This window comes from Lentzea sp. (assembly GCF_036380075.1).
Classification (GTDB): Bacteria; Actinomycetota; Actinomycetes; order Mycobacteriales; family Pseudonocardiaceae; genus Lentzea.
Genome location: NZ_DASVFL010000372.1, coordinates 13,626 through 38,296, shown reverse-complemented (window position 1 = coordinate 38,296; position 24,671 = coordinate 13,626). Strand labels below are relative to the sequence as shown.

At 71.1% G+C, this 24,671-nt stretch carries 27 protein-coding genes and 1 riboswitch; of the genes, 12 read left to right on the top strand and 15 right to left on the bottom strand.

The window, feature by feature from the left end:
* Nucleotides 1-31: 31 nt before the first annotated feature.
* Nucleotides 32-127: riboswitch (glycine riboswitch) on the top strand.
* A gap of 153 nt (nt 128-280) precedes the next feature.
* Nucleotides 281-3,172 (top strand): aminomethyl-transferring glycine dehydrogenase, encoded by a 2,892-nt coding sequence (gcvP, locus tag VF330_RS39380; protein ID WP_330856845.1) that lies wholly within the window; start codon nt 281-283, stop codon nt 3,170-3,172.
* A gap of 46 nt (nt 3,173-3,218) precedes the next feature.
* Here the strand turns inward: gcvP and VF330_RS39375 are convergent, their stop codons facing one another.
* Genes VF330_RS39375 through VF330_RS39360 form a run of 4 tightly spaced genes read right to left on the bottom strand, consistent with a single transcriptional unit; the run spans nt 3,219 to nt 5,092 of the window.
* A complete protein-coding gene (locus tag VF330_RS39375) occupies nt 3,219-3,401 on the bottom strand; it encodes a hypothetical protein (protein WP_330856844.1) in 183 nt (60 codons plus the stop codon).
* 12 nt (nt 3,402-3,413) lie between these two features.
* On the bottom strand, nt 3,414-4,025 hold the full coding sequence (locus VF330_RS39370) for a class I SAM-dependent methyltransferase (protein ID WP_330856843.1): 612 nt from the start codon (nt 4,023-4,025) through the stop codon (nt 3,414-3,416).
* Nucleotides 4,026-4,050: 25 nt separating this feature from the next.
* Complete coding sequence (locus VF330_RS39365; protein WP_330856842.1) at nt 4,051-4,710, bottom strand: maleylpyruvate isomerase family mycothiol-dependent enzyme; 660 nt, start codon at nt 4,708-4,710, stop codon at nt 4,051-4,053.
* A gap of 4 nt (nt 4,711-4,714) precedes the next feature.
* Nucleotides 4,715-5,092: a DUF3224 domain-containing protein gene (locus VF330_RS39360; RefSeq protein ID WP_330856841.1), complete on the bottom strand. Its 378-nt coding sequence runs from the start codon at nt 5,090-5,092 to the stop codon at nt 4,715-4,717.
* Nucleotides 5,093-5,685: 593 nt separating this feature from the next.
* Here VF330_RS39360 and VF330_RS39355 point away from each other — a divergent pair.
* The 3 genes from VF330_RS39355 to VF330_RS39345 all read left to right on the top strand — a co-directional run bounded on the left by VF330_RS39355 (nt 5,686) and on the right by VF330_RS39345 (nt 7,959).
* The gene (locus tag VF330_RS39355; protein WP_330856840.1) at nt 5,686-6,060 is read left to right on the top strand and encodes a hypothetical protein; all 375 of its coding nucleotides are present in this window, start codon (nt 5,686-5,688) and stop codon (nt 6,058-6,060) included.
* Between the two features lie 127 nt (nt 6,061-6,187).
* Nucleotides 6,188-7,159, top strand: a complete 972-nt coding sequence (locus VF330_RS39350) for a YafY family protein (RefSeq protein WP_330856839.1) — start codon at nt 6,188-6,190, stop codon at nt 7,157-7,159.
* The gene (locus VF330_RS39345) at nt 7,147-7,959 is read left to right on the top strand and encodes an aldo/keto reductase (protein WP_330856838.1); all 813 of its coding nucleotides are present in this window, start codon (nt 7,147-7,149) and stop codon (nt 7,957-7,959) included. Before VF330_RS39350 ends, VF330_RS39345 begins: the two co-directional genes overlap by 13 nt.
* A gap of 68 nt (nt 7,960-8,027) precedes the next feature.
* Here the strand turns inward: VF330_RS39345 and VF330_RS39340 are convergent, their stop codons facing one another.
* Together VF330_RS39340 and VF330_RS39335 are read right to left on the bottom strand one after the other, a co-directional pair.
* Complete coding sequence (locus tag VF330_RS39340) at nt 8,028-9,734, bottom strand: substrate-binding domain-containing protein (protein ID WP_330856837.1); 1,707 nt, start codon at nt 9,732-9,734, stop codon at nt 8,028-8,030.
* Nucleotides 9,735-9,801: 67 nt separating this feature from the next.
* Nucleotides 9,802-10,617: a 3-methyladenine DNA glycosylase gene (locus VF330_RS39335; RefSeq protein ID WP_330856855.1), complete on the bottom strand. Its 816-nt coding sequence runs from the start codon at nt 10,615-10,617 to the stop codon at nt 9,802-9,804.
* Between the two features lie 76 nt (nt 10,618-10,693).
* Here VF330_RS39335 and VF330_RS39330 point away from each other — a divergent pair, with 76 nt between their 5' ends.
* Nucleotides 10,694-11,152 (top strand): DUF1801 domain-containing protein, encoded by a 459-nt coding sequence (locus tag VF330_RS39330; protein ID WP_330856836.1) that lies wholly within the window; start codon nt 10,694-10,696, stop codon nt 11,150-11,152.
* On the opposite strand, the gene VF330_RS39325 is transcribed toward VF330_RS39330, so the two are convergent.
* Nucleotides 11,127-11,372, bottom strand: a complete 246-nt coding sequence (locus VF330_RS39325; RefSeq protein WP_330856835.1) for a hypothetical protein — start codon at nt 11,370-11,372, stop codon at nt 11,127-11,129. The genes VF330_RS39330 and VF330_RS39325 overlap by 26 nt on opposite strands.
* 10 nt (nt 11,373-11,382) lie before the next feature.
* Nucleotides 11,383-11,811: a helix-turn-helix domain-containing protein gene (locus VF330_RS39320; RefSeq protein ID WP_330856834.1), complete on the bottom strand. Its 429-nt coding sequence runs from the start codon at nt 11,809-11,811 to the stop codon at nt 11,383-11,385.
* A 79-nt stretch (nt 11,812-11,890) separates the two neighbouring features.
* On the opposite strand from VF330_RS39320, the gene VF330_RS39315 reads away from it, so the two are divergent.
* Nucleotides 11,891-12,547: an SDR family oxidoreductase gene (locus tag VF330_RS39315; protein WP_330856833.1), complete on the top strand. Its 657-nt coding sequence runs from the start codon at nt 11,891-11,893 to the stop codon at nt 12,545-12,547.
* A gap of 4 nt (nt 12,548-12,551) precedes the next feature.
* Here VF330_RS39315 and VF330_RS39310 read toward each other — a convergent pair whose 3' ends face one another.
* Nucleotides 12,552-13,052: a GNAT family protein gene (locus VF330_RS39310; protein ID WP_330856832.1), complete on the bottom strand. Its 501-nt coding sequence runs from the start codon at nt 13,050-13,052 to the stop codon at nt 12,552-12,554.
* Nucleotides 13,053-13,117: 65 nt separating this feature from the next.
* Nucleotides 13,118-13,810, bottom strand: coding sequence for a DUF2848 domain-containing protein (locus tag VF330_RS39305; protein ID WP_330856831.1), 693 nt, complete (start codon nt 13,808-13,810; stop codon nt 13,118-13,120).
* Between the two features lie 46 nt (nt 13,811-13,856).
* On the opposite strand from VF330_RS39305, the gene VF330_RS39300 reads away from it, so the two are divergent.
* Nucleotides 13,857-15,218 carry an MFS transporter gene (locus tag VF330_RS39300; RefSeq protein ID WP_330856830.1) on the top strand — a complete coding sequence of 454 codons (1,362 nt, stop codon included), beginning with the start codon at nt 13,857-13,859 and terminating at the stop codon, nt 15,216-15,218.
* Here the strand turns inward: VF330_RS39300 and VF330_RS39295 are convergent.
* The gene (locus VF330_RS39295) at nt 15,179-15,814 is read right to left on the bottom strand and encodes a GntR family transcriptional regulator (protein ID WP_330856829.1); all 636 of its coding nucleotides are present in this window, start codon (nt 15,812-15,814) and stop codon (nt 15,179-15,181) included. The two genes, VF330_RS39300 and VF330_RS39295, sit on opposite strands and share 40 nt — an antisense overlap.
* A gap of 25 nt (nt 15,815-15,839) precedes the next feature.
* On the opposite strand from VF330_RS39295, the gene VF330_RS39290 reads away from it, so the two are divergent.
* Nucleotides 15,840-16,616, top strand: coding sequence for a carbon-nitrogen hydrolase family protein (locus VF330_RS39290; RefSeq protein WP_330856828.1), 777 nt, complete (start codon nt 15,840-15,842; stop codon nt 16,614-16,616).
* 1 nt (nt 16,617) lies between these two features.
* A complete protein-coding gene (locus VF330_RS39285; protein ID WP_330856827.1) occupies nt 16,618-16,944 on the top strand; it encodes a cupin domain-containing protein in 327 nt (108 codons plus the stop codon).
* A 3-nt stretch (nt 16,945-16,947) separates the two neighbouring features.
* Here VF330_RS39285 and VF330_RS39280 read toward each other — a convergent pair whose 3' ends face one another.
* From VF330_RS39280 to VF330_RS39270, 3 genes are all read right to left on the bottom strand, one after another.
* Complete coding sequence (locus VF330_RS39280; RefSeq protein WP_330856826.1) at nt 16,948-17,973, bottom strand: hemolysin family protein; 1,026 nt, start codon at nt 17,971-17,973, stop codon at nt 16,948-16,950.
* The gene (locus VF330_RS39275; protein WP_330856825.1) at nt 17,970-19,277 is read right to left on the bottom strand and encodes a hemolysin family protein; all 1,308 of its coding nucleotides are present in this window, start codon (nt 19,275-19,277) and stop codon (nt 17,970-17,972) included. The genes VF330_RS39280 and VF330_RS39275 overlap by 4 nt, the downstream gene beginning before the upstream one ends.
* Nucleotides 19,278-19,386: 109 nt before the next feature.
* Nucleotides 19,387-20,403: a LacI family DNA-binding transcriptional regulator gene (locus VF330_RS39270; RefSeq protein WP_330856824.1), complete on the bottom strand. Its 1,017-nt coding sequence runs from the start codon at nt 20,401-20,403 to the stop codon at nt 19,387-19,389.
* 122 nt (nt 20,404-20,525) lie between these two features.
* On the opposite strand from VF330_RS39270, the gene VF330_RS39265 reads away from it, so the two are divergent.
* Genes VF330_RS39265 through VF330_RS39255 form a run of 3 tightly spaced genes read left to right on the top strand, consistent with a single transcriptional unit; the run spans nt 20,526 to nt 23,483 of the window.
* A complete protein-coding gene (locus VF330_RS39265) occupies nt 20,526-21,668 on the top strand; it encodes a Gfo/Idh/MocA family oxidoreductase (protein WP_330856823.1) in 1,143 nt (380 codons plus the stop codon).
* On the top strand, nt 21,661-22,695 hold the full coding sequence (locus VF330_RS39260) for a dihydrodipicolinate synthase family protein (RefSeq protein ID WP_330856822.1): 1,035 nt from the start codon (nt 21,661-21,663) through the stop codon (nt 22,693-22,695). The genes VF330_RS39265 and VF330_RS39260 overlap by 8 nt, the downstream gene beginning before the upstream one ends.
* Nucleotides 22,677-23,483, top strand: coding sequence for a sugar phosphate isomerase/epimerase (locus tag VF330_RS39255; protein WP_330856821.1), 807 nt, complete (start codon nt 22,677-22,679; stop codon nt 23,481-23,483). The genes VF330_RS39260 and VF330_RS39255 overlap by 19 nt, the downstream gene beginning before the upstream one ends.
* Before the next feature lie 114 nt (nt 23,484-23,597).
* Here the strand turns inward: VF330_RS39255 and VF330_RS39250 are convergent, their stop codons facing one another.
* Complete coding sequence (locus VF330_RS39250; RefSeq protein WP_330856820.1) at nt 23,598-24,632, bottom strand: serine hydrolase; 1,035 nt, start codon at nt 24,630-24,632, stop codon at nt 23,598-23,600.
* Nucleotides 24,633-24,671 lie beyond the last annotated feature (39 nt).

Genomic DNA, 24,671 nt, shown 5'->3' with positions numbered 1-24,671 from the left:
CTGCCTGCGGGTATCCTTCACGGGTAGTCGCTGAACTCAGGCGGGAGAGTCCGGGTCTCGAACCCGGCGCCGAAGGAGCAAGTCCCTCCCCGGGAACCTCTCAGGCACCCAGGACCGCCCGAGCGAGACGCCTCTGGAAAGTGGACCCCCGCACCGGGGTCCCGCCGACGGTGAAAGCCCGTTCTCGCGACGGGTGAACCTCTCAGGCGCCCTTGAAGGGTACGGACAGAGCGGGGAGGGCACCAGGACACGTGTGCCCTCAGGCCCCCGGAGGCGTTTGATGACGCAGGACCGCATCCCGCTCGCCGCTCTCGAGCACGGCACCCCGTTCGCCGACCGCCACGTCGGTCCGCGCCCCGCCGAGCTCGCGCGCATCCTCGACGTCATCGGTGTCGGGTCGCTGGAGGAGCTGGCGCAGCACGCGGTTCCCCCGTCGATCCACGAGCGCGACCTCGTGCTGGACCTGCCCGCCCCGGCCACCGAGACCGAGGCGCTGGCGGAGCTGCGCGCCCTCGCGGCGCAGAACCGGCCGATGACGCAGATGATCGGTCTGGGCTACTACGACACCGTGACGCCGGGCGTGATCCTGCGCAACGTCCTCGAGTCGCCCGCCTGGTACACCGCCTACACGCCGTACCAGCCGGAGATCTCGCAGGGCCGCCTCGAGGCGCTGCTGAACTTCCAGACGATGGTCGGCGACCTGACGGGCCTACCGGTCGCGAACGCGTCCATGCTGGACGAGTCGACCGCCGCCGCCGAGGCCATGACGCTGGTGCGCCGCGCCGGCAAGTCCAAGTCGGACAAGTTCGTCATCGACGCCGACACGCTGCCGCAGACGCTCGCCGTCATCGAGACGCGCGCCGAGCCGCTCGGCATCGAGATCGTCGTCGCCGACCTGTCGCAGGGCATCGAGGGCCTGGGCCTCGGCGGTGACTTCTTCGGCGTGCTGCTGTCCTACCCCGGCGCGTCCGGTGTGGTGCGCGACCAGAAGGCGCTCATCGAGGAGATCCACGCCGCCGGTGCGCAGGCCGTGGTCGTCGCCGACCTGCTGGCGCTGACGCTGCTGCGCGCGCCGGGCGAGATCGGCGCGGACGTCGTCGTCGGCACCACGCAGCGCTTCGGCGTCCCGATCGGCTTCGGCGGCCCGCACGCCGGCTACATGGCCGTCCGGTCCGGTCTGGAGCGCCAGCTGCCCGGCCGTCTCGTCGGCGTCTCCGTCGACTCGGACGGCTCGCTGGCCTACCGCCTCGCGCTCCAGACGCGCGAGCAGCACATCCGCCGCGAGAAGGCCACGTCGAACATCTGCACCGCGCAGGTGCTGCTGGCCGTGATCGCGTCCATGTACGCCGTCTACCACGGCCCCGAGGGTCTGCGCGCCATCGCGACCCGCGTGCACCGCATGGCCACCGTGCTCGCCACGGGTCTGTGCGAGGCGAACCTGGACGTCGTGCACGGCGAGTTCTTCGACACCGTCGAGGTCCGCGTTCCCGGCGAGGCCGCCGCGGTCGTCGAGAAGGCCCGCGCGGCCGGCATCAACCTCCGCAAGGTCGACGACGACGTCGTGGCGATCGCCTGCGACGAGAAGACCACCCGCGCGCACCTCGTCGCCGTCTGGGAGGCCTTCGGCGTCACCGGTGCCGACGTGGACGCGATCGACGCGGACACCGCCGACGGCATCCCGGCCGACCTGCGCCGCACCTCCGATTACCTGACCCACCCGGTCTTCCACGCGCACCGCTCCGAGACGGCGCTGCTGCGCTACCTGCGCGCGCTGTCCGACAAGGACGTCGCGCTCGACCGCAGCATGATCCCGCTCGGCTCCTGCACGATGAAGCTGAACGCCACCGCGGAGATGGAGCCCGTGACGTGGCCGGAGTTCTCCGGCCTGCACCCGTTCGCGCCCGTCGAGGACGCCGCCGGTCTGCTGAGGATCGTGTCGGACCTGGAGGCCTGGCTCGCCGAGGTCACCGGCTACGACGCCGTGTCGCTGCAGCCCAACGCCGGCTCGCAGGGTGAGTTCGCCGGTCTGCTGGCGATCCGCGCCTACCACCGCGCCAACGGCAACGCCGACCGCGACGTCTGCCTGATCCCGTCGTCCGCCCACGGCACCAACGCCGCGTCCGCCGTCATGGCCGGCATGCGCGTCGTCGTCGTGAAGTGCGACGACAAGGGCAACATCGACATGGGCCACCTGCGCACCACGGTCGCGGAGCACGCCGACGACCTGGCCGCGATCATGATCACCTACCCGTCGACCCACGGCGTGTACGAGGACACCGTCCGCGAGGTCTGCGGCCTGGTCCACGACGCGGGCGGCCAGGTGTACGTCGACGGCGCGAACCTCAACGCGCTGATCGGCCTGGCCCGCTACGGCAAGTTCGGCGCGGACGTCTCGCACCTGAACCTGCACAAGACGTTCTGCATCCCGCACGGCGGCGGTGGTCCCGGCGTCGGCCCGATCGGCGTGAAGTCCCACCTCGCCCCGTTCCTGCCCAACCACCCGCTGCAGCCGACGGCGGGACCGGCCACCGGCGTCGGCCCGATCTCGGGCGCCCCGTGGGGGTCCGCGTCGATCCTGCCGATCTCGTGGGCGTACGTGCGCATGATGGGCGGCGACGGCCTGCGCCGCGCGACCCTCACCGCCGTGGCCGCCGCGAACTACGTGGCCCGCCGCCTGGACGAGCACTACCCGGTCCTCTACACCGGCGAGGGCGGCTTCGTCGCCCACGAGTGCATCCTCGACCTGCGCCCGCTCACCAAGGCCACCGGCGTGACGGTGGACGACGTGGCGAAGCGCCTCGCGGACTACGGCCTGCACGCCCCGACGATGTCGTTCCCGGTCGCCGGCACGCTGATGGTCGAGCCGACCGAGTCCGAGGACCTAGCCGAGATCGACAGGTTCATCGACGCCATGATCGCCATCCGGCGCGAGATCGACCGCGTCGGCGCCGGCGAGTGGCCGGTGGAGGACAACCCGCTGCGCAACGCCCCGCACACCGCGGCCAGCGTGACCGTGGGCGAGTGGAACCACCCGTACACCCGCGAGGAGGCCGTGTACCCGGCCGGTACCGGTGCTCCGAAGATCTGGCCGCCGGTCCGCCGCATCGACGGCGCGAAGGGCGACCGCAACCTGGTCTGCTCCTGCCCGCCGCTCGAGGCGTACAGCAGCTGATCCGGCACGGGGGAGAAGGGGCGCACTCGGGGGTGCGCCCCTTCTCTCATCTCGCGACGGGGCAGGCCTCGTCACCGCAGTTCTCGTCGGCGCCGATGCCCGGCTTGGTCACGTCGTGCTCGAACGCGAGGTGGAAGCAGTCGGGGTGCATCCGCTCGAACAGCTCGAAGTCCTCGGTCTCCAGCTCGACCGTCTCACCGCACCGCTGACAGACCTGTTCCTCTGACACCGGCAGATGGTCTCACCCGCGCCGCGCGAACAGGACCGCGCCGTCGCCGTCCTCGCCGAGCAGCCACCGCGCCTCGACGACGAACCCGGCCTCGCGCAGCCACCGCGCCACGCGCTCCGGCGGTCGCAGGTGGACGTGCACCTTCATCGGATGTCCGCCATAGCCCTGGGTCTTGAGGTTCGTGCGGTCGCCGACGTGGAAGCCGAGCTGCAGCACCCCGCCGGGCCGCAACGCGTCCCGGAAGTGCCCGAACACGGCGGGTACCTCGTCGTCCGGCACGTGGATCAGCGACCACCACGACAGGATCCCGCCCACGGAGTCGTGCAACGGCTCGGTCATCGACCCCACCTCGAACCGCAGTCCCGGGTGGGTCGCGCGGGCCAGCGCGACCATCGCGGGGGAGAGGTCGATCCCGAACGCGTCGACCCCGAGCCCGTGCAGGCGGGCCGTGACGTCGCCGGGACCGCAGCCGACGTCCGCGACCGGTCCGCTGACCTCCTCGGCGAACAACCGCAGCGCCGCCCGCAGGTGCGGCAGGCCGTCCAGCAGGGTCCGCGTCCGGTCGGCGTAGCTGACCGCCACCGTGTCGTAGGAGTTCCGCGTGTCTGTCAGCCAGTCGGTCACGCCGGGGGAACCTACTGCACGGAGATCATTCGTCGAAGGGCTCCGGCCGGTGCCGCCCGAACAGGGCCAGCGAGGAGAGCCACACGTCCGGGTCGCCGTCCCAGTCGAGCGCCCTGATCTGGTCCACCGACCGCCGCCCGCCGATCGCCCGCAGCAGCTCGAACGACGACGTCCGCACCGCCCCCGCGGGCTCGCCGTGCCCGAGCACCCGTTCGCCGTGCTCCAGCACGACCCGCAGCGCCAGCACGCCGTTGTCCCGCATCCGCTGGTCGAGCTGCTGCAACGGCCTGGTCAGCGCCGCCCGCACCGCGGCGCCGTCGCGCCCGCCGGGAACGCCCAGCGCCGCGCGCAGGTCGTGCTCGTGCGCGATCACCTCCGACACCAGGACCGGCCCCATCGGCGTGTCGAACAACGGCTCGGCGAGCACGCGGTTCGCGTCCCACTCGGCGAAGGCGTCGCCGAGGGAGTTGTCGCGGCGGTCGCGCACCTGCCGTTCGCCCCACTCGCCGGACTCGACACCGTCGAACCGGCGGTCCACGAAGTCGCGCAGACCGCCGGCGAGGTGCGCCACCACGTCCTTGACCGACCAGCCGGGCGTCGCCGCCACGGGCGTCTGCGGGTCGGCGCCGGCGACCAGCGCGGTGATCCGCTGCCGGGCCGCGTCGTAGACGGGGGCGTTGGTCATGGGCTCAGACCTCGTACTCCAGGGTGTAGGTGCCGCTGCCATCCTCCGCCCAGCCGACCGTCACCGCACCTTTCGCGCCGAGGTAGCGGCCGGTGCCGTCGACGACCTCGATCGTGCCCTCCACGGCGGCCCGGTAGGCGCCGACGTGCCGCAGCACCAGCGTGCCCTCGTCGGTGACGACCTCCTCCAGCGCGGTCGTCCACGCCACGTCGTCGGCGTAGTACATGAGGTACCGGCAGCTGCCGACCCCGGTGACGTCACCCGAGTAGGAGAACTGGACGTGCGCCTCGGTCAGCTTGCGGCCCTCGACCTCCTGGTAGGGGCGGCCGTCCCACGTCTTCTCGTCCCAGCTCTTCACGGCGATGGTTCCTGTTGCCTTCATGGGACCCACTCTGCTGGTAATTCCTGACAGTTCGTGTCAGGTTCACTCCACGAGTTGGTCAGGCTGCCGCGCCCCGTGGGGGGTCCGCCGTCGTGAACGTGAACGCCTGATGGAATGGAATCGAACGGTAGCGACGCTCGAACCTGATCGGGTTGCGATCACCACATAGCCGTGTGCCAGCGGTTTTATCAGAATGATCGAGAGTTCTCTGCGTTATGCGATGGATGGCTTGAGAAGTAATTTTGCGCTCTTTTGGGTGAAAACGTTCAAGCGGCTGTCCGGTGGCGACCGATGCGGTCTGTACCGGTCTCAACGGCAGAGGTGACATGCTGCCCACCGTGGTAACGAGCTGGGCGGCCTGGGCGATCTGTCATCGAGCATGAGGCCTGGTCACTCGATTGGAGCCTCGTGCCGCGGCCGAAACATCCGGATCCTGACCTGGAGAAGTTGCTCCGCAGTCTTGAGAGGCAAGGCTGGCGGGTGGAGAAGTGGAAGAAGTACTACAAGGCTTGGTGCGGACTACCTCACGCGGCATGCTTCAAGACGGTGAAGTTAACCCCATCCAACTCGAATTACACGCGGAACCTGCGAGGATGGCTGAAGAGATCCGGATGCTGGAGGGAGGACGCTTGATGGCACGCTCGTACTACGTCGAGGTGACGTGTGCATCCTCGGCTGTCGCCATGGACCTGGAAAACCACCTGGACGCCGTGATGGACGCGCTGCAAAGTGAACCAGGCATCGAGGACGCGGACATCGGCGCCAACCTGACGAACGGCACTGTCGAGTTCTGCCTGCACCTCGACGCCGAAGACTCCTCAGATGCTCTGCGCAAAGCGCACGTGCTCGTTCGTTCCGCGCTGCACGCGGCCGGTGGAGCGACGCCGGGCTGGGAGCAGATGATCCAGGCGATCCGAGATGACGAGGCGGCGACGACCGTGCGCCCCTCCGAACTGCTTCCCTGCTGACACTTCGCGGAGTCCTGTCTCGGCCTCCCAGGCCAAGGGACGGGTTCTTCGTGTGACCAGGTGCCGGCCTCCAGGCTGGGATCGCCAGCACTGGCATGTTCCTGACAGTTCGTGTCAGGTTGGGCGGATGAAGTCCAGCCGGCTCATGCAGGTGCTGCTCCTCCTCCAGTCGAGGGGCCGGATGACGGCCGACGAGCTGGCGGCCGAGCTGGAGGTGTCGCCGCGGACGATCTATCGCGACATCGACTCGCTGAGCGCCGCCGGCATCCCCGTCTACGGCGACCGCGGCCCGGCCGGGGGCTACCGGCTCGTCGACGGCTACCGCACCCGGCTGACCGGGCTGACCTCCGGCGAGGCCCAGTCGCTGTTCCTCGCGGGCCTGCCCGGTCCCGCCGCCGATCTGGGCCTCGCGGAGTTCGCCGCCGCCGCGCAGCTCAAGCTCCTCGCCGCGCTCCCGACCGAGCTGCGCGACAAGGCCGAGCGGATCCGGCAGCGCTTCCACCTCGACACGCCGTCGTGGTTCCGCGGCGACGAACCCACCGAGCACCTCGCCACGATCGCCGACGCCGTCTGGGAGCAGCGCAGCGTGCGGATGACCTACCGGCGGTGGGGCGACGAGGTCGTCGAGCGCGAGGTCGACCCGTACGGTCTGGTCCTCAAGGCGGGCACCTGGTACTTCGTCGGCAGCGGCCGCACCTACCGGGTGTCGCGGGTGCTCGACCTCCAGCCGACCGCGGCCGCGTTCGACCGCCCCGCGGACTTCGACCTCGCGCGGTACTGGGAGGAGTGGTCCGAGCAGTTCGAGGCCCGCATGTACGGCGAGCGCGTCACGGTCCGCATGACCCGGTCCGGCCTCGCCAAGACCCGGTACCTGCTCAGCGGCCACCAGGCGCGCGTCATCCGGGAGCTCGCGCCGGAGCCGGGCGAGGAGTTCGGTTTCCCGACCGAGTCGACCCGTCACGCCGTCGCCGACCTGCTGAAGTTCGGCGCGGACGTCGAGGTGCTGGAGCCCGCGGAACTGCGGGCCGAGCTGATCGACATCGTGAAGGCGGTGCGGGACGTCTACAACGGTGCGAAGCTACCCACATGGTTCCGCTGATCTCGTTGAACAACGGAGTACGGATCCCCCAACTCGGCTTCGGCGTCTTCCAGGTGCCGGAGGACCAGGTGGCCGGTGCGGTCACGACCGCGCTCGAGGCCGGCTACCGCAGCATCGACACGGCGGCCGCCTACCGCAACGAGTCCGGGGTCGGCGACGCGACCGCCGGCATCCCAGACCTGTTCATCACGACCAAGCTCCGCAACGCCGACCAGGGCTACGACTCGACGCTGCGCGCGTTCGACGAGAGCATGCGCAAGCTCCGCCGTGACGTGCTGGACCTCTACCTCATCCACTGGCCGACCCCGGCGCGCGACCTCTACGCCGAGTCGTGGCGCGCGTTGGAACAGCTCTACGCCGACGGCCGTGTGCGCGCCATCGGCGTCTCCAACTTCCACACGCCGCACCTGCAACGCCTGTTCGACGAGTTCCCGACCACCCCGGCGGTGAACCAGATCGAGCTGCACCCGTTGTTGCAGCAGGAGGAGATGCGCAAGGTGCACGTCACCCACCGCATCGTCACCGAGGCGTGGTCGCCGCTCGCCAGGGGCACGCTGCTGCGCGAACCCGACCTCACCGCCCTCGCCGAGAAGTACGGCAAGACCGCGGCCCAGATCGTGCTGCGCTGGCACGTCCAGCTCGGCAGCGTCGTGATCCCGAAGTCCGTCACGCCCTACCGGATCAAGGAGAACATCGACGTCTTCGACTTCGAGCTGGCCCTGGACGACATGACGGTCATCCGCGAGCTGGACAACGGCACCCGCACCGGCCCGGACCCCGACCTGCACAACGCCACCTGAGCGGCGTCACCCGCGTCCGCGCCACCGGCCGCCCGTCCGGGCCGCCGGTGGCGCCGGGGTTCCCGCGGTCAGGCTTTCGTCGACAGCACCTGGCCGAGCGCCGCCTCCACGCCGTCCACGTTCTCCACCACCGACACCGACCCGCCGGTGACCTGCGCGATGTCGGTCAGCGCCGCCCGGTCCACCTCGCCGCCGATCGCGATGAAGCTGACCGCCAGGTCCTTGCCGTGCAGCTGCGACTTCAGCGCGGCGAGGTCGATGCCGCCGTCCGAGGTGCCGTCCGTGATCACCACGACCCGGTTCACGCGTCCCGCCACGAACCCGTCGTGCGCCGCCTCGTAGCACGCCGCCAGCGACGTGTAGAGCTGCGAGCCCTCCGCGGTCTTCAGGCCGTCGACGGCCCGCTTCAGCGCGTCCCGCTTCTCCGTCACCGGCGCCGTGCCGACGAGCTGCTTGTAGGGCTTGGCGCCGTCGAGCGAGCGCGCGAACTCCCACAGGCCGAACGACCCCGACACCGACCTGTCGATCTGGCCGCGCAGCGCCGCCTTCACCTTGTCCAGCCGGGGTTTCATCGATGTCGACACGTCCGCCAGCACCGTCACGACCTGCCCGCCGCGGTCCGCGGAGGTCCACGCCGAGGAGATCTGCTGCGTCGTCGTCGCGTCGGCGGCCACCAGGTTCTCGGTGACGGGCGACCACGACACGCCCGGCGACGGCGTCGGACGGTCCTGGGTGGACTCGACGCGCAACCCGCCCTTCGCGAGGATCGCCTGCGACGACGGCTCGGTCATGAAGTCGCGGAACGACTGCGCCGCACGGACTTCCGCCTCGCCGACCTCGGACCCGCCGAGCGCCACGTACGGGAAGTCCGCCACCGGCACCGGCCCGGCGGGCAGCACGCCCACGAGCGGCTTGGACGGCGCCTCCTTGCCGGTGTTGTGCTTGAACAGGTCCACTTCGGACACCGGCGTCACGGAGAAGCCCGCGGCGTTGACCGTCGCGCTGTCCCCCAACCGCCCCAACGCGTCCCGCGTCGTCGGCGGGACCTCCGGCGGCACGGCGGCCGCGAGCTTCGACAGCTTCGCCTTCGCGGCGTCCGAGCCGAGCGACTCCGCCGTCACCGGGCCCTTGCCGTCGGCGAGCGCGGACTGGATGGCGAGCGCGGAGGCCGTGTTCGTGGCCGGGTCGGGCATCGCGACGCTGAACCGGCCCCAGTTCGTGCCGAACTTGGTCCAGTCGGTGACCTCGGGCATGTCGGTCCAGCGGAAGTTCTTCAGCACCGGCGCGGCGGCCTCGGGCGCCGCGAGCAGCACCGGCGACGTGCCGACGGACTTCGGTGCCGAGCCCACCAGCTTCGCGTTCAGCGCCGACAGCCGGTTCGCCCACAGCGTCGAGTCGGGCACCCACGCGTGCGGCCGCTTGCCGAGCTTCTGCTCGTCCCACGTCGTCGTCAGGCCGTCCAGCACCGCCGAGGAGTCCGCGGACGTCACCTCGATCGCGATGCAGTGGTCGTACACGACGGGCCGGGTCGCGCTGTAGGCGCGCGCCACGTCCGCGACGGCCTCGGCGATGCTCGGGGTCGCGGAGACGCGCAGCACCGAGTCGCCCTCGCTGCAGTTCTGGGCCAGCGCCTGGGAGCGCTTGTCGAGCACTCCGCCGGCCCACGACAGCACCAGCCAGCCGAGGCCGATCAGCACGACGAACACGACGATCAGCACGGGCCACTTGGCGATTCCGCGCTTCACCTTCGCCCGCAGAGCGCGGTGTCGAGACATCGATCCCTCACAACTACTAAGCGGCGGCCCCCGACGACCAGCCAGTCACGCTAACAGGTGAACCTCGCTAGCGAAGTGAAGTCACCGCAAGTATCGACTGGCACACGGACACGAGCTGTTCTCGCAACGGACGCGCCCGGTCGGCGAACGCGGCCTGCCTCCGAACGTACTCCGCGCGGCCCTCGGCGGTCTCGATCGGCACCGGCTCGTAGCCGAGTTCTCCCAGGTCGTAGGGGGAGGCGCGCATGTCGAGCTCGCGCACGTCGGCGGCCAGTTCGAAGCAGTCGGCCACCAGGTCCGACGGTGTGGCGGGCTCCAGCTTGTACGCCCACTTGAACAGGTCCATGTTCGCGTGCAGGCAGCCCGGCTGCTCGTTGCGCACCTGGTCGTCGCGCGTCGGCTGCAGGGTGTTGCGGGGCCGCGCGGGCTGGGTGAAGAACCGGAACGCGTCGAAGTGCCCGCACTGGATGCGGCTGGCCTCGACCACGGCGTCCGTCCCGTCGCTGCCCAGGCGCAACGGCCACGCGTTGTGCCGCACCTCCTCGGGCTGCTGCCGGTAGACCATCGCCCACTCGTGCAGCCCGAAGCAGCCGAGCCGCGCCGGCCTGCCCAACGTGGCCGTGAGCAGTGCCTGGACGAACTCCAAGGTCTTCTCGCGCTGGCCGAGGAAGCTCGCGACGTCGAGCGTCACGCCCTCGTCGACCCGTGTGTAGTGCGGGAACTCCAGGTACTCGTCGGCGTTCTCCAGCACGACGCCCGGCCCGGGGTGCCACCGTTCGAGCCGGATGGGCCGGTGGCTGTAGTAGGTGAAGAGGAAGTCCATGACCGGGTGCTTCTCCTTGCGGAGCTTCCGTTCCTGGTGCGGCCCCGTGAACCGGCGCATGCGGGCGACGTGCGCGTCGCGGGATTGGTGCCATTGGGCTCGGGTCAGGACCTCCACGGGCGAATACCGTACGCGGATGGTGAAGAGCAACGCCTCCACGGTCGCCCAGTACCTCGCCGAGCTGCCCGCCGACCAGCGCGCCGAGATCGAGGCGGTCCGCGACGTCGTCCTGGCCAACCTCCCCGACGGCTACGTCGAGATGATGGACTGGGGGCTGGTCGTCTACGCGGTGCCGCTGGAGGTGAGCGGTCCGACGTACAACAAGAAGCCGCTGCTCTACGTCGCCCTGTCCGCGCAGAAGCGCTACTTCTCCCTCTACCTGACCACGGTGATGGAGGAGTTCGAGGAGTCGTTCCGCGCCCGGTGGGCCGCCACGGGCAAGAAGCTCGACATGGGCAAGGCGTGCGTGCGCTTCAAGCGGGCCTCGGACCTGGCGCTGGACGTCGTCGGCGACGAGGTGGCCCGGCTGTCGGTGCCCGAGTTCCTCGACTGGCACGCCGCCAGCCGCGCTAGAGCGGCGGCACGAGCCCGGTGAACGTCCGCGCGCCGTTGCAGTGCGGGCACTCCCGCCCGTTGTCGACGGTCCGCGGCGCGCCACCGATGATCGCGAGCGTCGGCGCCGCGATGTAGCTGGCGCCCCCGCACAGGTGGCAGACCGTGCGCGGTTCGGGCGTGACGGCGAAGAGGTCGTCGGCGTCGTCCTCGTCCTCGAACTCGTCGTCCTCGGCGAACTCGTCCTCGTCGTCCTCGCTCATGCCGCCCAACCTAGTGGGTCGGCTCCCCGGCGCGGGTCAGCGACTCGGCCGTGGCCCCCTCGCCGCAGTGCGCGCACACCACGCGCGGCTCCAGCACGTGCCCGCACGAGTGCTCCCACACCAGCGGGAGGGGCCCCTCCGTCACGTAGGAGTCGCCCCACTCCTTGAGCGCCAGCATCACGTTGTGCAGCGCCCGCCCGGAGTCCGTCAGCAGGTACTCGTGCCGCGGCGGGTGCTCGGAGTACTGCCGCTTCTCCAGCACGCCGGCCGCGACCAGCTTCTTCAGCCGCACGGTGAGCACGTCCCGCGACGCGCCGGTGTTCGCGGCGATCTGGTCGAAGCGCGTGTTGCCGAAGAAGACCTCGCGCAACGCCAGCAACGACCAGCGCTCGCCCACGACCTCCAGCGCGTTCGCCATGGAGCAGCTTCGAGGGGTCATGTGACCATCCTAGCAGTGAGTTGGATTCTCCAACTAACGGCGCTATGGTCGGTTGGAGAAACCAACTGAGGAGGTAGTGATGGACTTCAGTGACAAGGCCGTGCTGGTGACCGGCGCCAACCGCGGACTGGGCCGCGCCTTCGCCCGCGAGTTCGCGAAGCGCGGCGCCAAGGTCTACGCGGGCGTGCGCAACCCGGCGTCGGTGACCGACGAGGGCGTCACCCCGGTCCAGCTCGACGTGACCGACCAGGCGCAGGTCGAGGCGGCGGCCAAGGAGCTCGGCGACGTCTCCGTCGTGATCAACAACGCCGGCGTGCTGGTCGAGGGCGAGGGGCTCGACAGCATTCAGGCCGAGTTCGACGTGAACGTCTACGGCATCGTCCGCGTCACCGACGCCTTCGCGCCGATCCTCAAGGCCAACGGCGGCGGCACGCTCGTCAACGTTTTGAGCATCCTGTCCTTCGTCGGCCGCCCCGACTGGCGCGGCTACGCGGCGTCGAAGGCCGCGGCGTGGTCGCTGACCAACTCGGCCCGCGAGGCCCTGCGCGAGCAGGGGACCCACGTCGTCGCGGTGCACTCGGCGTTCATCGACACCGACATGGCGGCCGCGCAGACCGGCCCGAAGATCAGCACCGAGGACCTCGTCGCCCAGGTGCTGACGGCGATCGAGAACGGCGACGACGAGGTGCTGGCCGACGACCGCACCCGCGCGGTGAAGGCCGCGCTCGCCTCCTGAGGGCTCAGCGGCGCAGCTCCCACACGACGTCCACCCCGACGCGGTTGCCGATCGCGGGCTCACGGGCCGGTGTGCGGCGGTCGACCTCGGTGAACCCGAGCCGCCGCGGCACACCGCTGCTCGCCACGTTGGCCTCGTCGTGCCAGATCTGCACGCGGCGCACGCCGCCCAGTCCGAACGCGAGCTCGACCATCTGCGCGGAGGCGGCGGTGGCGTGGCCACGCCCCGTGTGCGCGGGGTGCAGCCAGTACCCGATCTCCGCGAGGTCGGGCGCGCGGCGCATCAGCGCCACCACGCCGACGATCGCGCCGTCGACGGTGATGGCGTGCGGGAACGCCGTCCCGTTCTCCCACTCCTCCGCGGACTCGCGCAGGAACCGGGCGGCCGCCGCCGCGTCGTACCCGCCGGCCGCCCACGGCGACCACGGCTGAAGGTGCGCGAGCGACTCCGTGATGACCCGGACCAGCTCTTCCGAGTCGCCGTCGGTCAGTCTCCGGAGCTCCATGGCTGACTTTGTAGCGCAGGTACCGCACGCGGCTCGACCCGATTAACGCCTCCCCGCGGGCGTGCTCAGCCGATCGGGTCGGGCAGCCGGGTCACCTCGTACTCGCAGTCGAGGACGTCGCCGGTCGCCGGGTCGCGCAGCTCGACGCGCCACCGCGACGCGAACTGGTCCACGCCGTGGTGCATCGGGATGGTGCCGGACAGCAGCACGGTGCCGGGCCGGAGCAGGTCCAGCTCCTTCAGCCGGTCCACCCAGTACTGCGGGGTCAGCAGCTCGGCGAGGGTGCCGCGCTGGATCTCCACGCCGTCCGCCCACGCGGTCAGCTCGATCTCGTCGACCCGGTCCGCCACGTCGGCGAGCCGCCACGCCTTGCGGCCGAGCACGTCCGGGCCCGCGTTCTTGCTCCACGCGACGCCGTGCACTTCCAGCGCGCGGTCCGTGTGGTCGCACGCGACCGTCAGCAGGACGTCGGACTCGGTGACCACGACCGCCCACTCGGCCTCGCCGGAGGTCCGCCCGTGCTGCGCGGGAACCGACGACGCCTGCTGCGCGAGGTACGGCGAGACGGGGTAGAGGCTCGGCGTCACCGACGGCGCCGGCACGCCCAGTTCGGCGAGCTCGCGCACGTGAGCGGCCACGTCCTCCTGGCTGCGGCCGGCGTAGCCACCGTTGAGCAGGGTCGTCACGGCGACCTCGGCGACGGTGCCGTCGGGGAGGTCGAACTGGAGGGTGGCGGCCTGTGTACGGACGGTAGACATGCGGTACTCCTTGCGCATACGAGTTGTATACAGGCAGTATTACCGCATGACCGCTGCTTCAGCAACGCCAGGAACACCTCAGACGGGCGCACCTCCGGACGTGCCGCGTTCGGCACTGGTGCGCGCCTTCGTGGCCTCGCTCTCCGGTACCGCCCTGGAGTGGTACGACTTCGCGATCTACAACGTCGCCGCGGCCGTCGTGCTCGGCCCGCTGTTCTTCCCCAGCGAGGAACCGCTCACCGCCACGCTGCTCGCGTTCTCGACGTACGCCGTCGGCTACCTCTCGCGGCCGCTCGGCGGGTTCCTGTTCGGCCGGCTCGGCGACAAGATCGGCCGCAAACGCGTGCTCGTCACGACGTTGCTGATCACGGGCATCGCGACGCTGCTCATCGGGCTGCTGCCGACGCACGCCGCGATCGGTCCCGCGGCCGGTGTGCTGCTCGTGCTGCTGCGGTTCGCGCAGGGCGTCGGGCTCGGCGGCGAGTGGGGCGGCGCGGTGCTGCTGTCCAGCGAGTACGGCAACCCGGCGCAGCGCGGGTTCTGGGCCTCCGCCGCCCAGATCGGCCCGCCCGCCGGCAACCTGATGGCCAACGGCGTGCTCGCGCTGCTCGGTGTGGCGCTGTCCGACGCCGCGTTCCTGTCGTGGGGCTGGCGCGTCGCGTTCCTGCTGTCCGCGGTGCTCGTCATCTTCGGCCTGTGGATCCGCGTCAAGCTGGAGGAGACGCCGGTCTTCAAGGCGATCGAGGCCCGCGGCGACCGCCCGTCCGCGCCGGTCAGCGAGGTGTTCCGCACGCAGACCCGGCCGCTGGTCGCCGCCGTGCTCTGCCGCGTCGGCCCGGACGTGCTCTACGCGTTGCACACCGTGTTCGTGCTGACCTACCTCACGACCCAGCTGAAGCTGCCGCGCAACGTCGGCCTCGTCGCCGTGCTGATCGCCTCGTGCTTCCAGCTGTTCCTGATGCCGCTGGCCGGCTGGCTGTCCGACCGCGTGAACCGCCGCGGCCTCTACGCGGCGGCGGCCGTCCTCGGCGCGGTGTGGCCGTTCGTGCTGTTCCCGCTGGTCGACACGAAGTCCGTGCCGCTGATCGTCCTCGGCGTCGTGGTGGGCCTGGCCTTCCACGCCTTCATGTACGGCCCGCAGGCCGCGTTCATCGCCGAGCAGTTCACCGAACGCCTGCGCTACACCGGCAGCTCGCTCGCCTACACGCTCGCCGGCGTCATCGGCGGTGCCATCGCGCCGTTGCTGTTCACCGCGCTGCTGGCGGGCTTCGGCACGTGGGTGGTCGTCGGTCTGTACGTGACCGTGGCGTGCGCGGTGACGCTGGTCGGCCTCAAGCTCGGCCGCGACCCCCGGGAGGAGGACGAGCCTCAGCCGTTGAGCAGCACCTTCAACGTGGTGTCCAAGTGAGCGGTGATCGCCGCGGTGGCCGCGCCGACGTCCCCGGACTCGAGCGCGGCCACGATCGCGTCGTGCTCGTCGATCACGGCCTGCTGCCGGCCGTGCGCCCGGTACAGCGCGACCACGCCCGCGCGCACCTGCCGTGCGCGCAGGCCCTCGTACGTCTTCGTCAGCAGCTCGTTGCCCGTCGCCGCGACCAGCAACGCGTGGAACTGCCGGTCGACGTCGATGAACTGCCGCGCGTCCTCCACGAGCCCGCGCTGCTGCTCGATGAGCTCCTGCATCTTCCGCAACGGGACCGTGTGCTCGCCCATCGTGCGTTCGGCCGCGTAGCGCTCCACGACCCCGCGCAGCTCCATGAGCTCCGTGATCTGCCGCGAGGACAACGGCGCGACGTACGCGCCCTTCTTCGGCACGAGCTGCACCAGGTCCTCGGCCGCGAGCAGCAGCAGGGCCTCGCGGATCGGCGTGCGGGAGACGCCGATCTGGTTCGCGACGTCCTGCTCGCTGATGAACCGCCCCTGCATCTCGGGGTCGGCGAGGATGGTGTCCTTGAGGAACTCGTAGGCCTTGTCCCTGCCGGACAACCCGTCAGCACCCTGCATACAACATGTATACCAGAGGAGGATCATGCGCATCGCGCTCTGCCAGATCAGCTCCACCGCTGATCCGAGCGAGAACCTCGCCACCGTGCGCGCCCGGGTGGCCAGTGCCGCCGACGAGGGTGCGCGCGTCGTGCAGTTCCCCGAGGCCACCCAGTGCCGCTTCGGTGTTCCGCTGACCCCGGTCGCCGAACCGCTCGACGGCCCGTGGGCCACCGCGGTCCGCGAGATCGCCGACGAGCACGGCGTCGTCGTGGTCGCCGGCATGTTCACGCCGGGCGAGGGGGACAGGGTCGCCAACACGACGCTCGTCACCGGCGCCGGCCTGCACCTCGGCTACGACAAGATCCACCTGTTCGACGCGTTCGGCTTCCGCGAGTCCGACACCGTCACCCCCGGCGGCAAGCCCGTCACGTTCGACGTCGACGGCACCACGATCGGTCTCGCCACCTGCTACGACGTGCGGTTCCCCGAACTCTTCCGCACGCTCGCCGACACCGCCCCGGTCATCCTGCTGGGCGCCTCCTGGGGCGCGGGCCCCGGCAAGGCCGACCAGTGGGACCTGCTGGTCAGGGCACGCGCCCTGGACGCCACGTCGTGGGTCCTCGCCTGCGGCCAGGCCGACCCGGACGCCGACCACGGCTCGGCGCCGACGGGAATCGGCCGCAGCGCCGTCGTCGACCCGCTCGGCACGGTCCGCGACCGGCTGGAGGGCGCGCCGGGCACGCTGGTGTCCGATGTGGACCTCGACCTGGTCCGCGAGGCCCGCGAGAAGCTGCCCGTCCTGGCGAACCGGAGGCTGTGAGGTGCGCGACGAACGCGAGTTCTTCCCGGCCGCGGACGTCCCGTGGCGCGAGGCCGGTCCGGGCGTCACCGAACGCGTCCTGTCCCGCGACCCGGACACCTCGACGCTGACCCGGATCGCCCGCTGGGAACCGGGCCTGCTGACGGAAGGCGTGCTCCGGCACGACTACCACGAGGAGGTCTACCTCCTGGAGGGCGAGCTCACCGACCTCACGCTCGGGAAGACGTTCCGGGCCGGCGACTTCGCGAGTCGCCGGCCCGGAATGCCCCACGGTCCCTACCGGACGGACACCGGCTGTCTCATGCTCGAGATCCGCACGGCGCCCTAGAAGTCAGACCCAGCGGACGTGGGTGCCGTCGCGCACGGTGCCCACGTACTCCTCCAGCAGGTCCTCCAGCGCCACCACGCCCAGCACGGCACCGTCAGCGGCCACCGCGCGGGCGAGGTGCGACTGCGCCCGGCGCAACGCGGCCAGCGCCTCGTCCAGGTGCGCGTCCGCCGGCACCTCCGGCAGCCCGCGCACGCGGGACCGCGGCACCGGCGTCGTCGCGCCCTCCAGGTCCAGCACGTCCTTGACGTGCAGGTACCCGATCAGCCCGGCGTCGGACAGCACCGGGAACCGCGAGAACCCGGTGGTGGCCACCACGGACTCGATCTCACCCACGGTCGGCGACGACGACAGCGTCGTCAGCCGGTCGAGCGGCACCAAGACGTCGGCCACCGTGCGTTCGGCGGACGACAGCGTCTGCGCGAGTCGGCGGTGCTCGGAGTCCTCCAGCAGACCCTCCGACCGCGACTGGCCGATCAGCAGCGCCAGCTCGTCCGGCGTGTAGGCCGACTCCAGCTCGTCCACCGGCTCCACGCCGAAACGGCGCAGCACCCAGCGGCCCACGGCGGTGAACATCGCCAGCACCGGCGCGATCATCCGCGAGAACCCGTAGTGCACCGGCACCAGCCAGACCGCGGCCCGCTCGGGACCGGCGATCGCCAGGTTCTTCGGCACCATCTCGCCGAGGATCGTGTGCAGCGCGACGACGATGACCAACGCCACCGCGAACGCCACACCGTGCACCACGGCAGACGGCAGCCCGACGGCCCCGAGGGGACCCTCCAGTACCGACGCCAGGGTCGGTTCGGCGATCGCGCCCAGCGCCAGCGAGCACAACGTGATGCCCAGCTGCGCGCCCGCGATCAGCAACGGCAGCTGCTGGGACGCCTTGATCGCGGTGCGGGCGCGGGAGGAACCCCTGTCGGCCAGCGCCTCCAGCCGGTCGCGGCGCGCGGTGATCACCGCGAACTCCGCGCCGACGAAGAACGCGTTGCCCGCCAGCAGCAACAGCACGAAGAGGAAGTTCACGACGTCACCACCCGCAGCTCGGCCACGCGGTGGCGGTCCATCCTCATCACGGTCACGCGCCAGCTGTCGACGCGGATCTCGTCACCCACGTCGGGAATCCGCCCGAGCCGCGCCAGCACCAGGCCGGCCAGCGTCTCGTAGTCGCCCTCCGGCATCCGGAACCCGGTCGCCTCGGCCACCTCGTCGTCGCGCAGCAGGCCCGACACGAGCCAGCTGTCCTTGCCCAGCGACCGGACCGGCATCGCCTCGCCGCGGTCGTGCTCGTCGCGCACGTCGCCGACGATCTCCTCGACGACGTCCTCCAGCGTCACCATGCCCGCGGTGCCGCCGTACTCGTCCACGACCAGCGCGGTCTGCAGCCCGGACGCGCGCAGCCGGTCGAGCAGCGCGTCGCCCTCCAGCGTCTCGGGCACCGAGTACACGGGACGCGTCAAAGCGGACAACGGGGTCGAACCGCGCAAAGTGGACGGAACCGCGAAGGCCTGCTTCACGTGCACCATCCCGCGCACGTCGTCCAGCGACCCGTCGTGCACCGGGAACCGCGAGAACCCGGTCTCCCGCGCCTTCAGCACGAGGTCCGCGACGGTCGCGTCGGCCCGCAGGGCCTCCACCCGCACCCGCGGCGTCATCAGCTCGCCGGCCGTGCGGTCGCCGAAGCGCAGCGACCGGTCCAGCAGCACCGCGGTGCCCTGGTCCAGCGTGCCGTGCTCGGCCGACGTCCGGACCAGCGCGCCCAGCTCCTCGGGCGACCGCGCGGACGCGAGCTCCTCGACCGGCTCGACGCCGAAGCGTCTGACCAGCCAGTTCGCCGAGTTGTTCATCGCGTGGATCAGCCAGCGGAACACCGTCGAGAACCCGGCCTGGATGCCGACGACCCCGCGCGCGGTCTCGAGCGGCTTCGCGATGGCCAGGTTCTTCGGCACGAGCTCGCCGAACACCATCGACAACGCCGTGGCGATCGCGAGCGCCAGCGCCAGCGACAACCAGTCGGCCACCGCCTCCGGCACGCCCACCGCCGTCAGGCCCGGCTCGATCAGCGAGGCGATCGCGGGCTCCGCGATGTAGCCGGTGATCAGCGTGGTCAGCGTGATGGCGAGCTGGGCGCCGGAGAGCTGGAAGGACAACGTCCGATGAGCACGGTCGATGGTCCGCGCGGTCGCGTCGCCCACCTCGGCGACGTGCCGCTCGACCGTGCTGCGTTCCAGCGCGGTCAGCGAGAACTCCGCCGCCACCGCGATGAAGGTGCCCGCGGTCAGCGCCACGACGGCGACCAGACCGAGCACGCTCAGAAGGATTCCGGTCACCTGCGCGCTCCAGCGGAACGGGGGACCGGGTTGGTATGCCAGCCTGGGCCAGACCCCATGGGGACGGCTCAACTCCTCAAGACTCGGTGCGTGATACAGCCCGACGAGTCTAATTGTGGGCAGTGGAGGCCCGCAGCACCACCTCACCCGCCACGCGGACGGTGCGGGCCTCGTCACCTCCGCCGTCCAGCACGAGACCGGCGGCGATCTCGCCCATCCGCTCCAGCGGCAGCCGCACGGTCGACAGCGCCGGCACCGTGTCGCGCAGCGTCGGGATGTCGTCGAACCCGGCGATCGACATGTCCTCCGGCACCCGCACGCCCCGTTCGCGCAGCGCCGCCATCGCGCCCATCGCCATCACGTCGGTCGCCGCGAACACGCAGGTCGCCCGGCTCTTCGACGCCAGCAGCTCCAGCGCGGCCTCGTACCCGCCGTCGCGGGTGAACGACCCGTGGACCACCACGGGCGGCGCGATCCCGGCATCGGCGAGCCCCGCCTTGAACCCGGCCAGCCGGTCGCGGGCCACCACCAGCTCGGTCGGTCCGCCCAGCACGGCGAACCTCTTGTGCCCCAGCTCCGCGAGTGCACGGGCGAGCGCGCGCCCTCCGGCGCGGTTGCCGGGCACGACCGTGTCGGTGCCGAGCTTCGCCTGCGACACGCACGCGACCCGCCCGCCCTGTTCGCTGAACGCCTCGATCTCCGCCGCGAGCCTCGCTTGCGACGCACGGTCCGTGGTCCGCGATCCCGCCAGCACCACCGCACGCGCCCGATGCGCACGCAAAGTAGAGAGCAGCTCCACTTCTCGCTCCGGACGACGCCCGGTCGTGCCGAGGACGACGACGAGCCCGGCCGCCTCGGCCACCCGCGTCACGCCCGCCGCGATGCACGAGAAGTACGGGTCGGTGATGTCGTGCACGACCAGGCCGACGAGGGAGCTCGAGTTGCGGGCCAGCGCCTGCGCCGAGGCGTTCGGCACGTAGCCGAGCTCCTCCGCCGTGCGCAGGACCCGGTCGCTGAGGTCACCGCTCACCTGCCGAGTGCTGCCGTTGAGCACCCGGGACGCGGTCGCCAACGACACACCCGCCTGCTTCGCCACCTCGGCGAGCGTCACCTGTCGGGCGGACACGACCACCTCCGTCACCACGCCTGTGAGCGCTGAGACTAGCTCGCGGGGAGGTTGACGGCCGCGAAGTGCCGCCGTTAGCGTGGCGGGAAAGCGCTTTCCAGCGCTGCGTCCAGGGAGGTGCGATGGCAGTCCGGACCATCGGAGTGGCGGTCAACGGCGTCACCGGGCGGATGGGGTACCGCCAGCACCTGGTCCGGTCGCTGCTGCCGTTGCGCGACGAGGGCGTGCGCCTGCGGGACGGGACCGTGCTGAAGGTGGAGCCGGTCCTCGTGGGCCGCAACGCCGACAAGGTCAAGGAGATCGCCGAACGCCACGACCTCGCGCGGTGGACGACGGACCTCGGCAGCGCGCTGGCGGACCCGTCGGTGGAGATCTACTTCGACTCGCAGGTCACGTCGAGGCACGTCGAGTCGATCACCAAGGCGATCGAGGCCGGCAAGCACGTCTACACCGAGAAACCGGTCTCGGAGACGGTGGACGAGGCGCTGGAGCTCGCACGGCTGGCCGACGAGAAGGGCGTGCGGCACGGCGTCGTGGCCGACAAGCTGTACCTGCCCGGCATCCGCAAGCTCAAGCGGCTGGTGGACGGCGGCTTCTTCGGCCGGATCCTCAGCGTGCGCGGCGAGTTCGGCTACTGGGTGTTCGAAGGCGACTGGCAGCCCGCGCAGCGCCCCAGCTGGAACTACCGCGCGCAGGACGGCGGCGGCATCGTCTCGGACATGTTCTGCCACTGGAGCTACCTGCTCCACGACCTCTTCGGCCGCGTCGAGGCGGTCACCGCCAAGGCCGTCACGCACATCCCGACCCGCTGGGACGAGCAGGGCGACGCCTACGAGGCCACCGCCGACGACGCCGCGTACGGGATCTTCGAGATCGAGAACGGCGTGATCGCGCAGATCAACTCGTCGTGGTGCGTGCGCGTGCGCCGCGACGAGCTGGTCGAGTTCCAAGTGGACGGCACTGAGGGGAGTGCGGTCGCGGGGCTGCGGGAGTGCTTCGTGCAGCCCCGCGCCGCCACGCCGAAGCCGGTCTGGAACCCGGACCTGCCGGTCGCGCACCCGTTCCGCGAGCAGTGGCAGCAGGTGCCGGACAACGAGGACTTCGACAACGGTTTCAAGGTGCAGTGGGCGGAGTTCCTGCGCCACGTCGCCGACGGCGCGCCGTTCCCGCACGACTTCCGCGCCGGCGCACGGGGTGTCGCGCTGGCCGCGGCCGGGCTGCGGTCCTCTTCGGAGGGTCGCCGGGTGGAGGTCGCCGATGTCTAGCGGGGACCGGGGTGAACGGATCGTGTTCGCCGCGGCACACGTCGTGGCGGAGGACGGGCGCACGGTGGACTGGGACGCGACCCTCGCGTTCCGGCACCACCTCTGGTCCCACGGCCTCGGCGTCGCGGAGGCGATGGACACCGCGCAGCGCGGCATGGGCCTCGACTGGCCGACCGCCGCCGAGCTCGTCCGCCGCAGCGCCGCCGAGAAGGCCGGGCGGATCTGCGCGGGCGTCGCGACCGACCACCTGACCGGTGAGGCGGACCTCGACGAGGTGCTGGAGGCCTACCTGGAACAGCTCGACGTCGTCCAGGAGGCGGGCGCCCAGCCCGTGCTGATGTGCTCGCGCCGGCTGGCCGCCGTCGCGCGCGGGCCGGAGGACTACGAGAAGGTCTACGGCACGTTGCTCGACCACGTCAGCGAACCGGTGGTCCTGCACTGGCTCGGCACCGCGTTCGACCCGCAGCTGGCGGGGTACTGGGGCGCCGCGGACGTCCCCCAGGCCACCCGGAACTTCCTGGAGGTCATCCGCGCGCGACCGGACAAAGTGGACGGCGTGAAGGTCTCGCTGCTCGACGCGGACCACGAGATCGGCCTGCGGCGCGCGCTGCCGCCCGGCGTCCGCTGCTACACCGGCGACGACTTCCACTACCCGGACCTGATCGCGGGCGACGAGGAGGGCCACAGCGACGCGCTGCTCGGCATCTTCGACCCGATCGCCCCGGTCGCCGCGAAGGCGCTCGCCGAGCTCGCCAGGGGCGACGTCGACGGGTTCCACCGGATCATGGCGCCCACGGTCCCGTTGTCGCGCCACCTCTTCAGCGCGCCGACCTACTACTACAAGACCGGCGTGGTGTTCCTCGCGTGGCTGGCGGGGCACCAGGAGCGGTTCGTCATGCTCGGCGGCCTGGAATCGGCGCGGAGCATCGAGCACCTCACCGAGGCGAAGCGGCTCGCCGAGGTCGCCGGCGTGCTCGACCCGGAGTTCGCGGAACGGCGGTGGCGGCAGTGGATCGCCTCTCGCTGAACCAGGCCACGGTCAAGCGCGCCACCGTCGCCGAGGCCGTCGAGGGCTGCGTGCGGCACGGGATCGGGTCGATCGGGCTGTGGCGCGAGCCCGTCGCCGACCACGGCCTGGAGCGCACCGCCAAGCTCGTCGCCGACGCCGGGCTGCGGGTGTCGTCGTTGTGCCGCGGCGGTTTCCTGACCGCGGCCGACAACCGCGCCGCGCTCGACGACAACCGGCGCGCCATCGACGAGGCCGCCGCCTTGCGCACCGCGACGTTGGTCATGGTCGTCGGGGGAGTGGCGGCCGACAAGGACCTCGTCGGCGCACGTCAGCGCGTCGCGGACGCGATCGCCGAGCTGTCCGGCTACGCGGCCGGGGCGGGGGTGACGCTCGCGCTGGAACCCATGCACCCGGTGTTCTGCGCGGACCGCGGCGTGCTGTCGACGCTGGCGCAGGCGCTCGACCTGGCGGAACGGCACCCGTCCGTCGGGGTCGTCGTCGACGCGCTGCACGTCTGGTGGGACCCGGACCTCGACGCGCAGCTCGTGCGCGCGGGACCGCTCATCGCGTCCTACCAGGTGTGCGACTGGCTCACGCCGGTGCCGGCGGACGTGCTGCTGGGCCGCGGCTACCCCGGTGACGGCGCCATCGACCTCGACCGGCTGACCCGGCGGGTCGCCGCCACGGGCTACGCGGGCGACGTCGAGGTGGAGATCTTCAACGCCGCCGTCTGGGCGGCGGACTTCGACGAGGTCATCGCAGAGGTGGCCCGCAGGTACCGCGACCTGGTGGAACCGGCTCTGTAGCACGGGCTGCGCGGGAAGCCGGTCGTCGACGGCGGCGACGACCGACCCCGGCGTGGTGCCTGTATAGCGTGAATCCGGTGCCGGTTGGTCCGGTTTCACAGAACTCTCAGGAAATCAGCCGCCGTTGAAGAACCGGTAGACCTTCGCGCGGTGCCTGGGCTTCGTGGTCGTGATCTTGATGACCGCGTCGAACATGGACCTGCCGAGCTCCGCGCGGGCCGCGACGGCCGGGTGCGTGGTGCTGAAGTCGACGTCGTTCACGGCCTTGTCGCCGGAGAACGTGCCGGAGGCGAACATCGAGTAGACCAGGATCGCGCGGTTGTCCTCGCTGAACATGATCCCGGCCTCGTTGCGGCCGTCCTCGAACCAGCCGGCCTTCGTCGCGACGCGCAGCCGCTCGTTCGTCGTGAGGTTCAGCCGGACGCCGTCGGTGAAGCTCGCGGTGGCGCGCAGGACGTTCAGCAGGTAGGCGGTGGACGCCTCCGACAGCAGCTGCCCGTCGACCAGCTTCTGCAGCAGCGTGTGGGTCTCGCGCGCCGTCGTCGTGCCGAGGAAGAACCGGTTGGGGTTCGCGACGGGGACGACCTGCGTGTGCACGAACCCCTTGGAGCGCAGGATCTCGTTGAGCTCCAGCGCCGGCACGACCAGGCCGCACAGGCGGACCGCGGTGTTGTCCGAGACGGTCAGCAGGGCCGCCAGCGCGTGGCCGACGGTGACCTCGCTCGGGTACGCGCCGTCGAGCGCGAAGATGCCGTCGGTGTCCTGGATGACGATCGCGGACGAGACGGTGACCGTCTGGTCGAGCCGGACGAGACCGCGGTCCACCTTGTCCAGCACGGCGACGGCGACGGCGATCTTGTTGACGCTGTAGGCCTCGACCACCTTGTCCGCGTCCTCGTCGACGGCGGCTCTCGTGGTCCCGTCGAGGTCGGCGACCGTGATCAGCGACGACCAGGTGCCGCGGGCCTTGCGGACCTGCCGCTTGTAGATCTGGGCGACGCGCTTGCGCGACCGGTCGGCCGTCGTCGGGAACCGTTCGACCTCGACCTCCGCGTCTTCCTGCGCCTGCGCTGCACCGTGGGTGCCGAGCACGGCCGTCGCGGCGGCGACGGTCCCCAGCCCGAACACGGACCTGCGGTTCAAGTTCATGCGCGGCATCCAAACAGGCAGCGCTGACGTTTCTCTGAC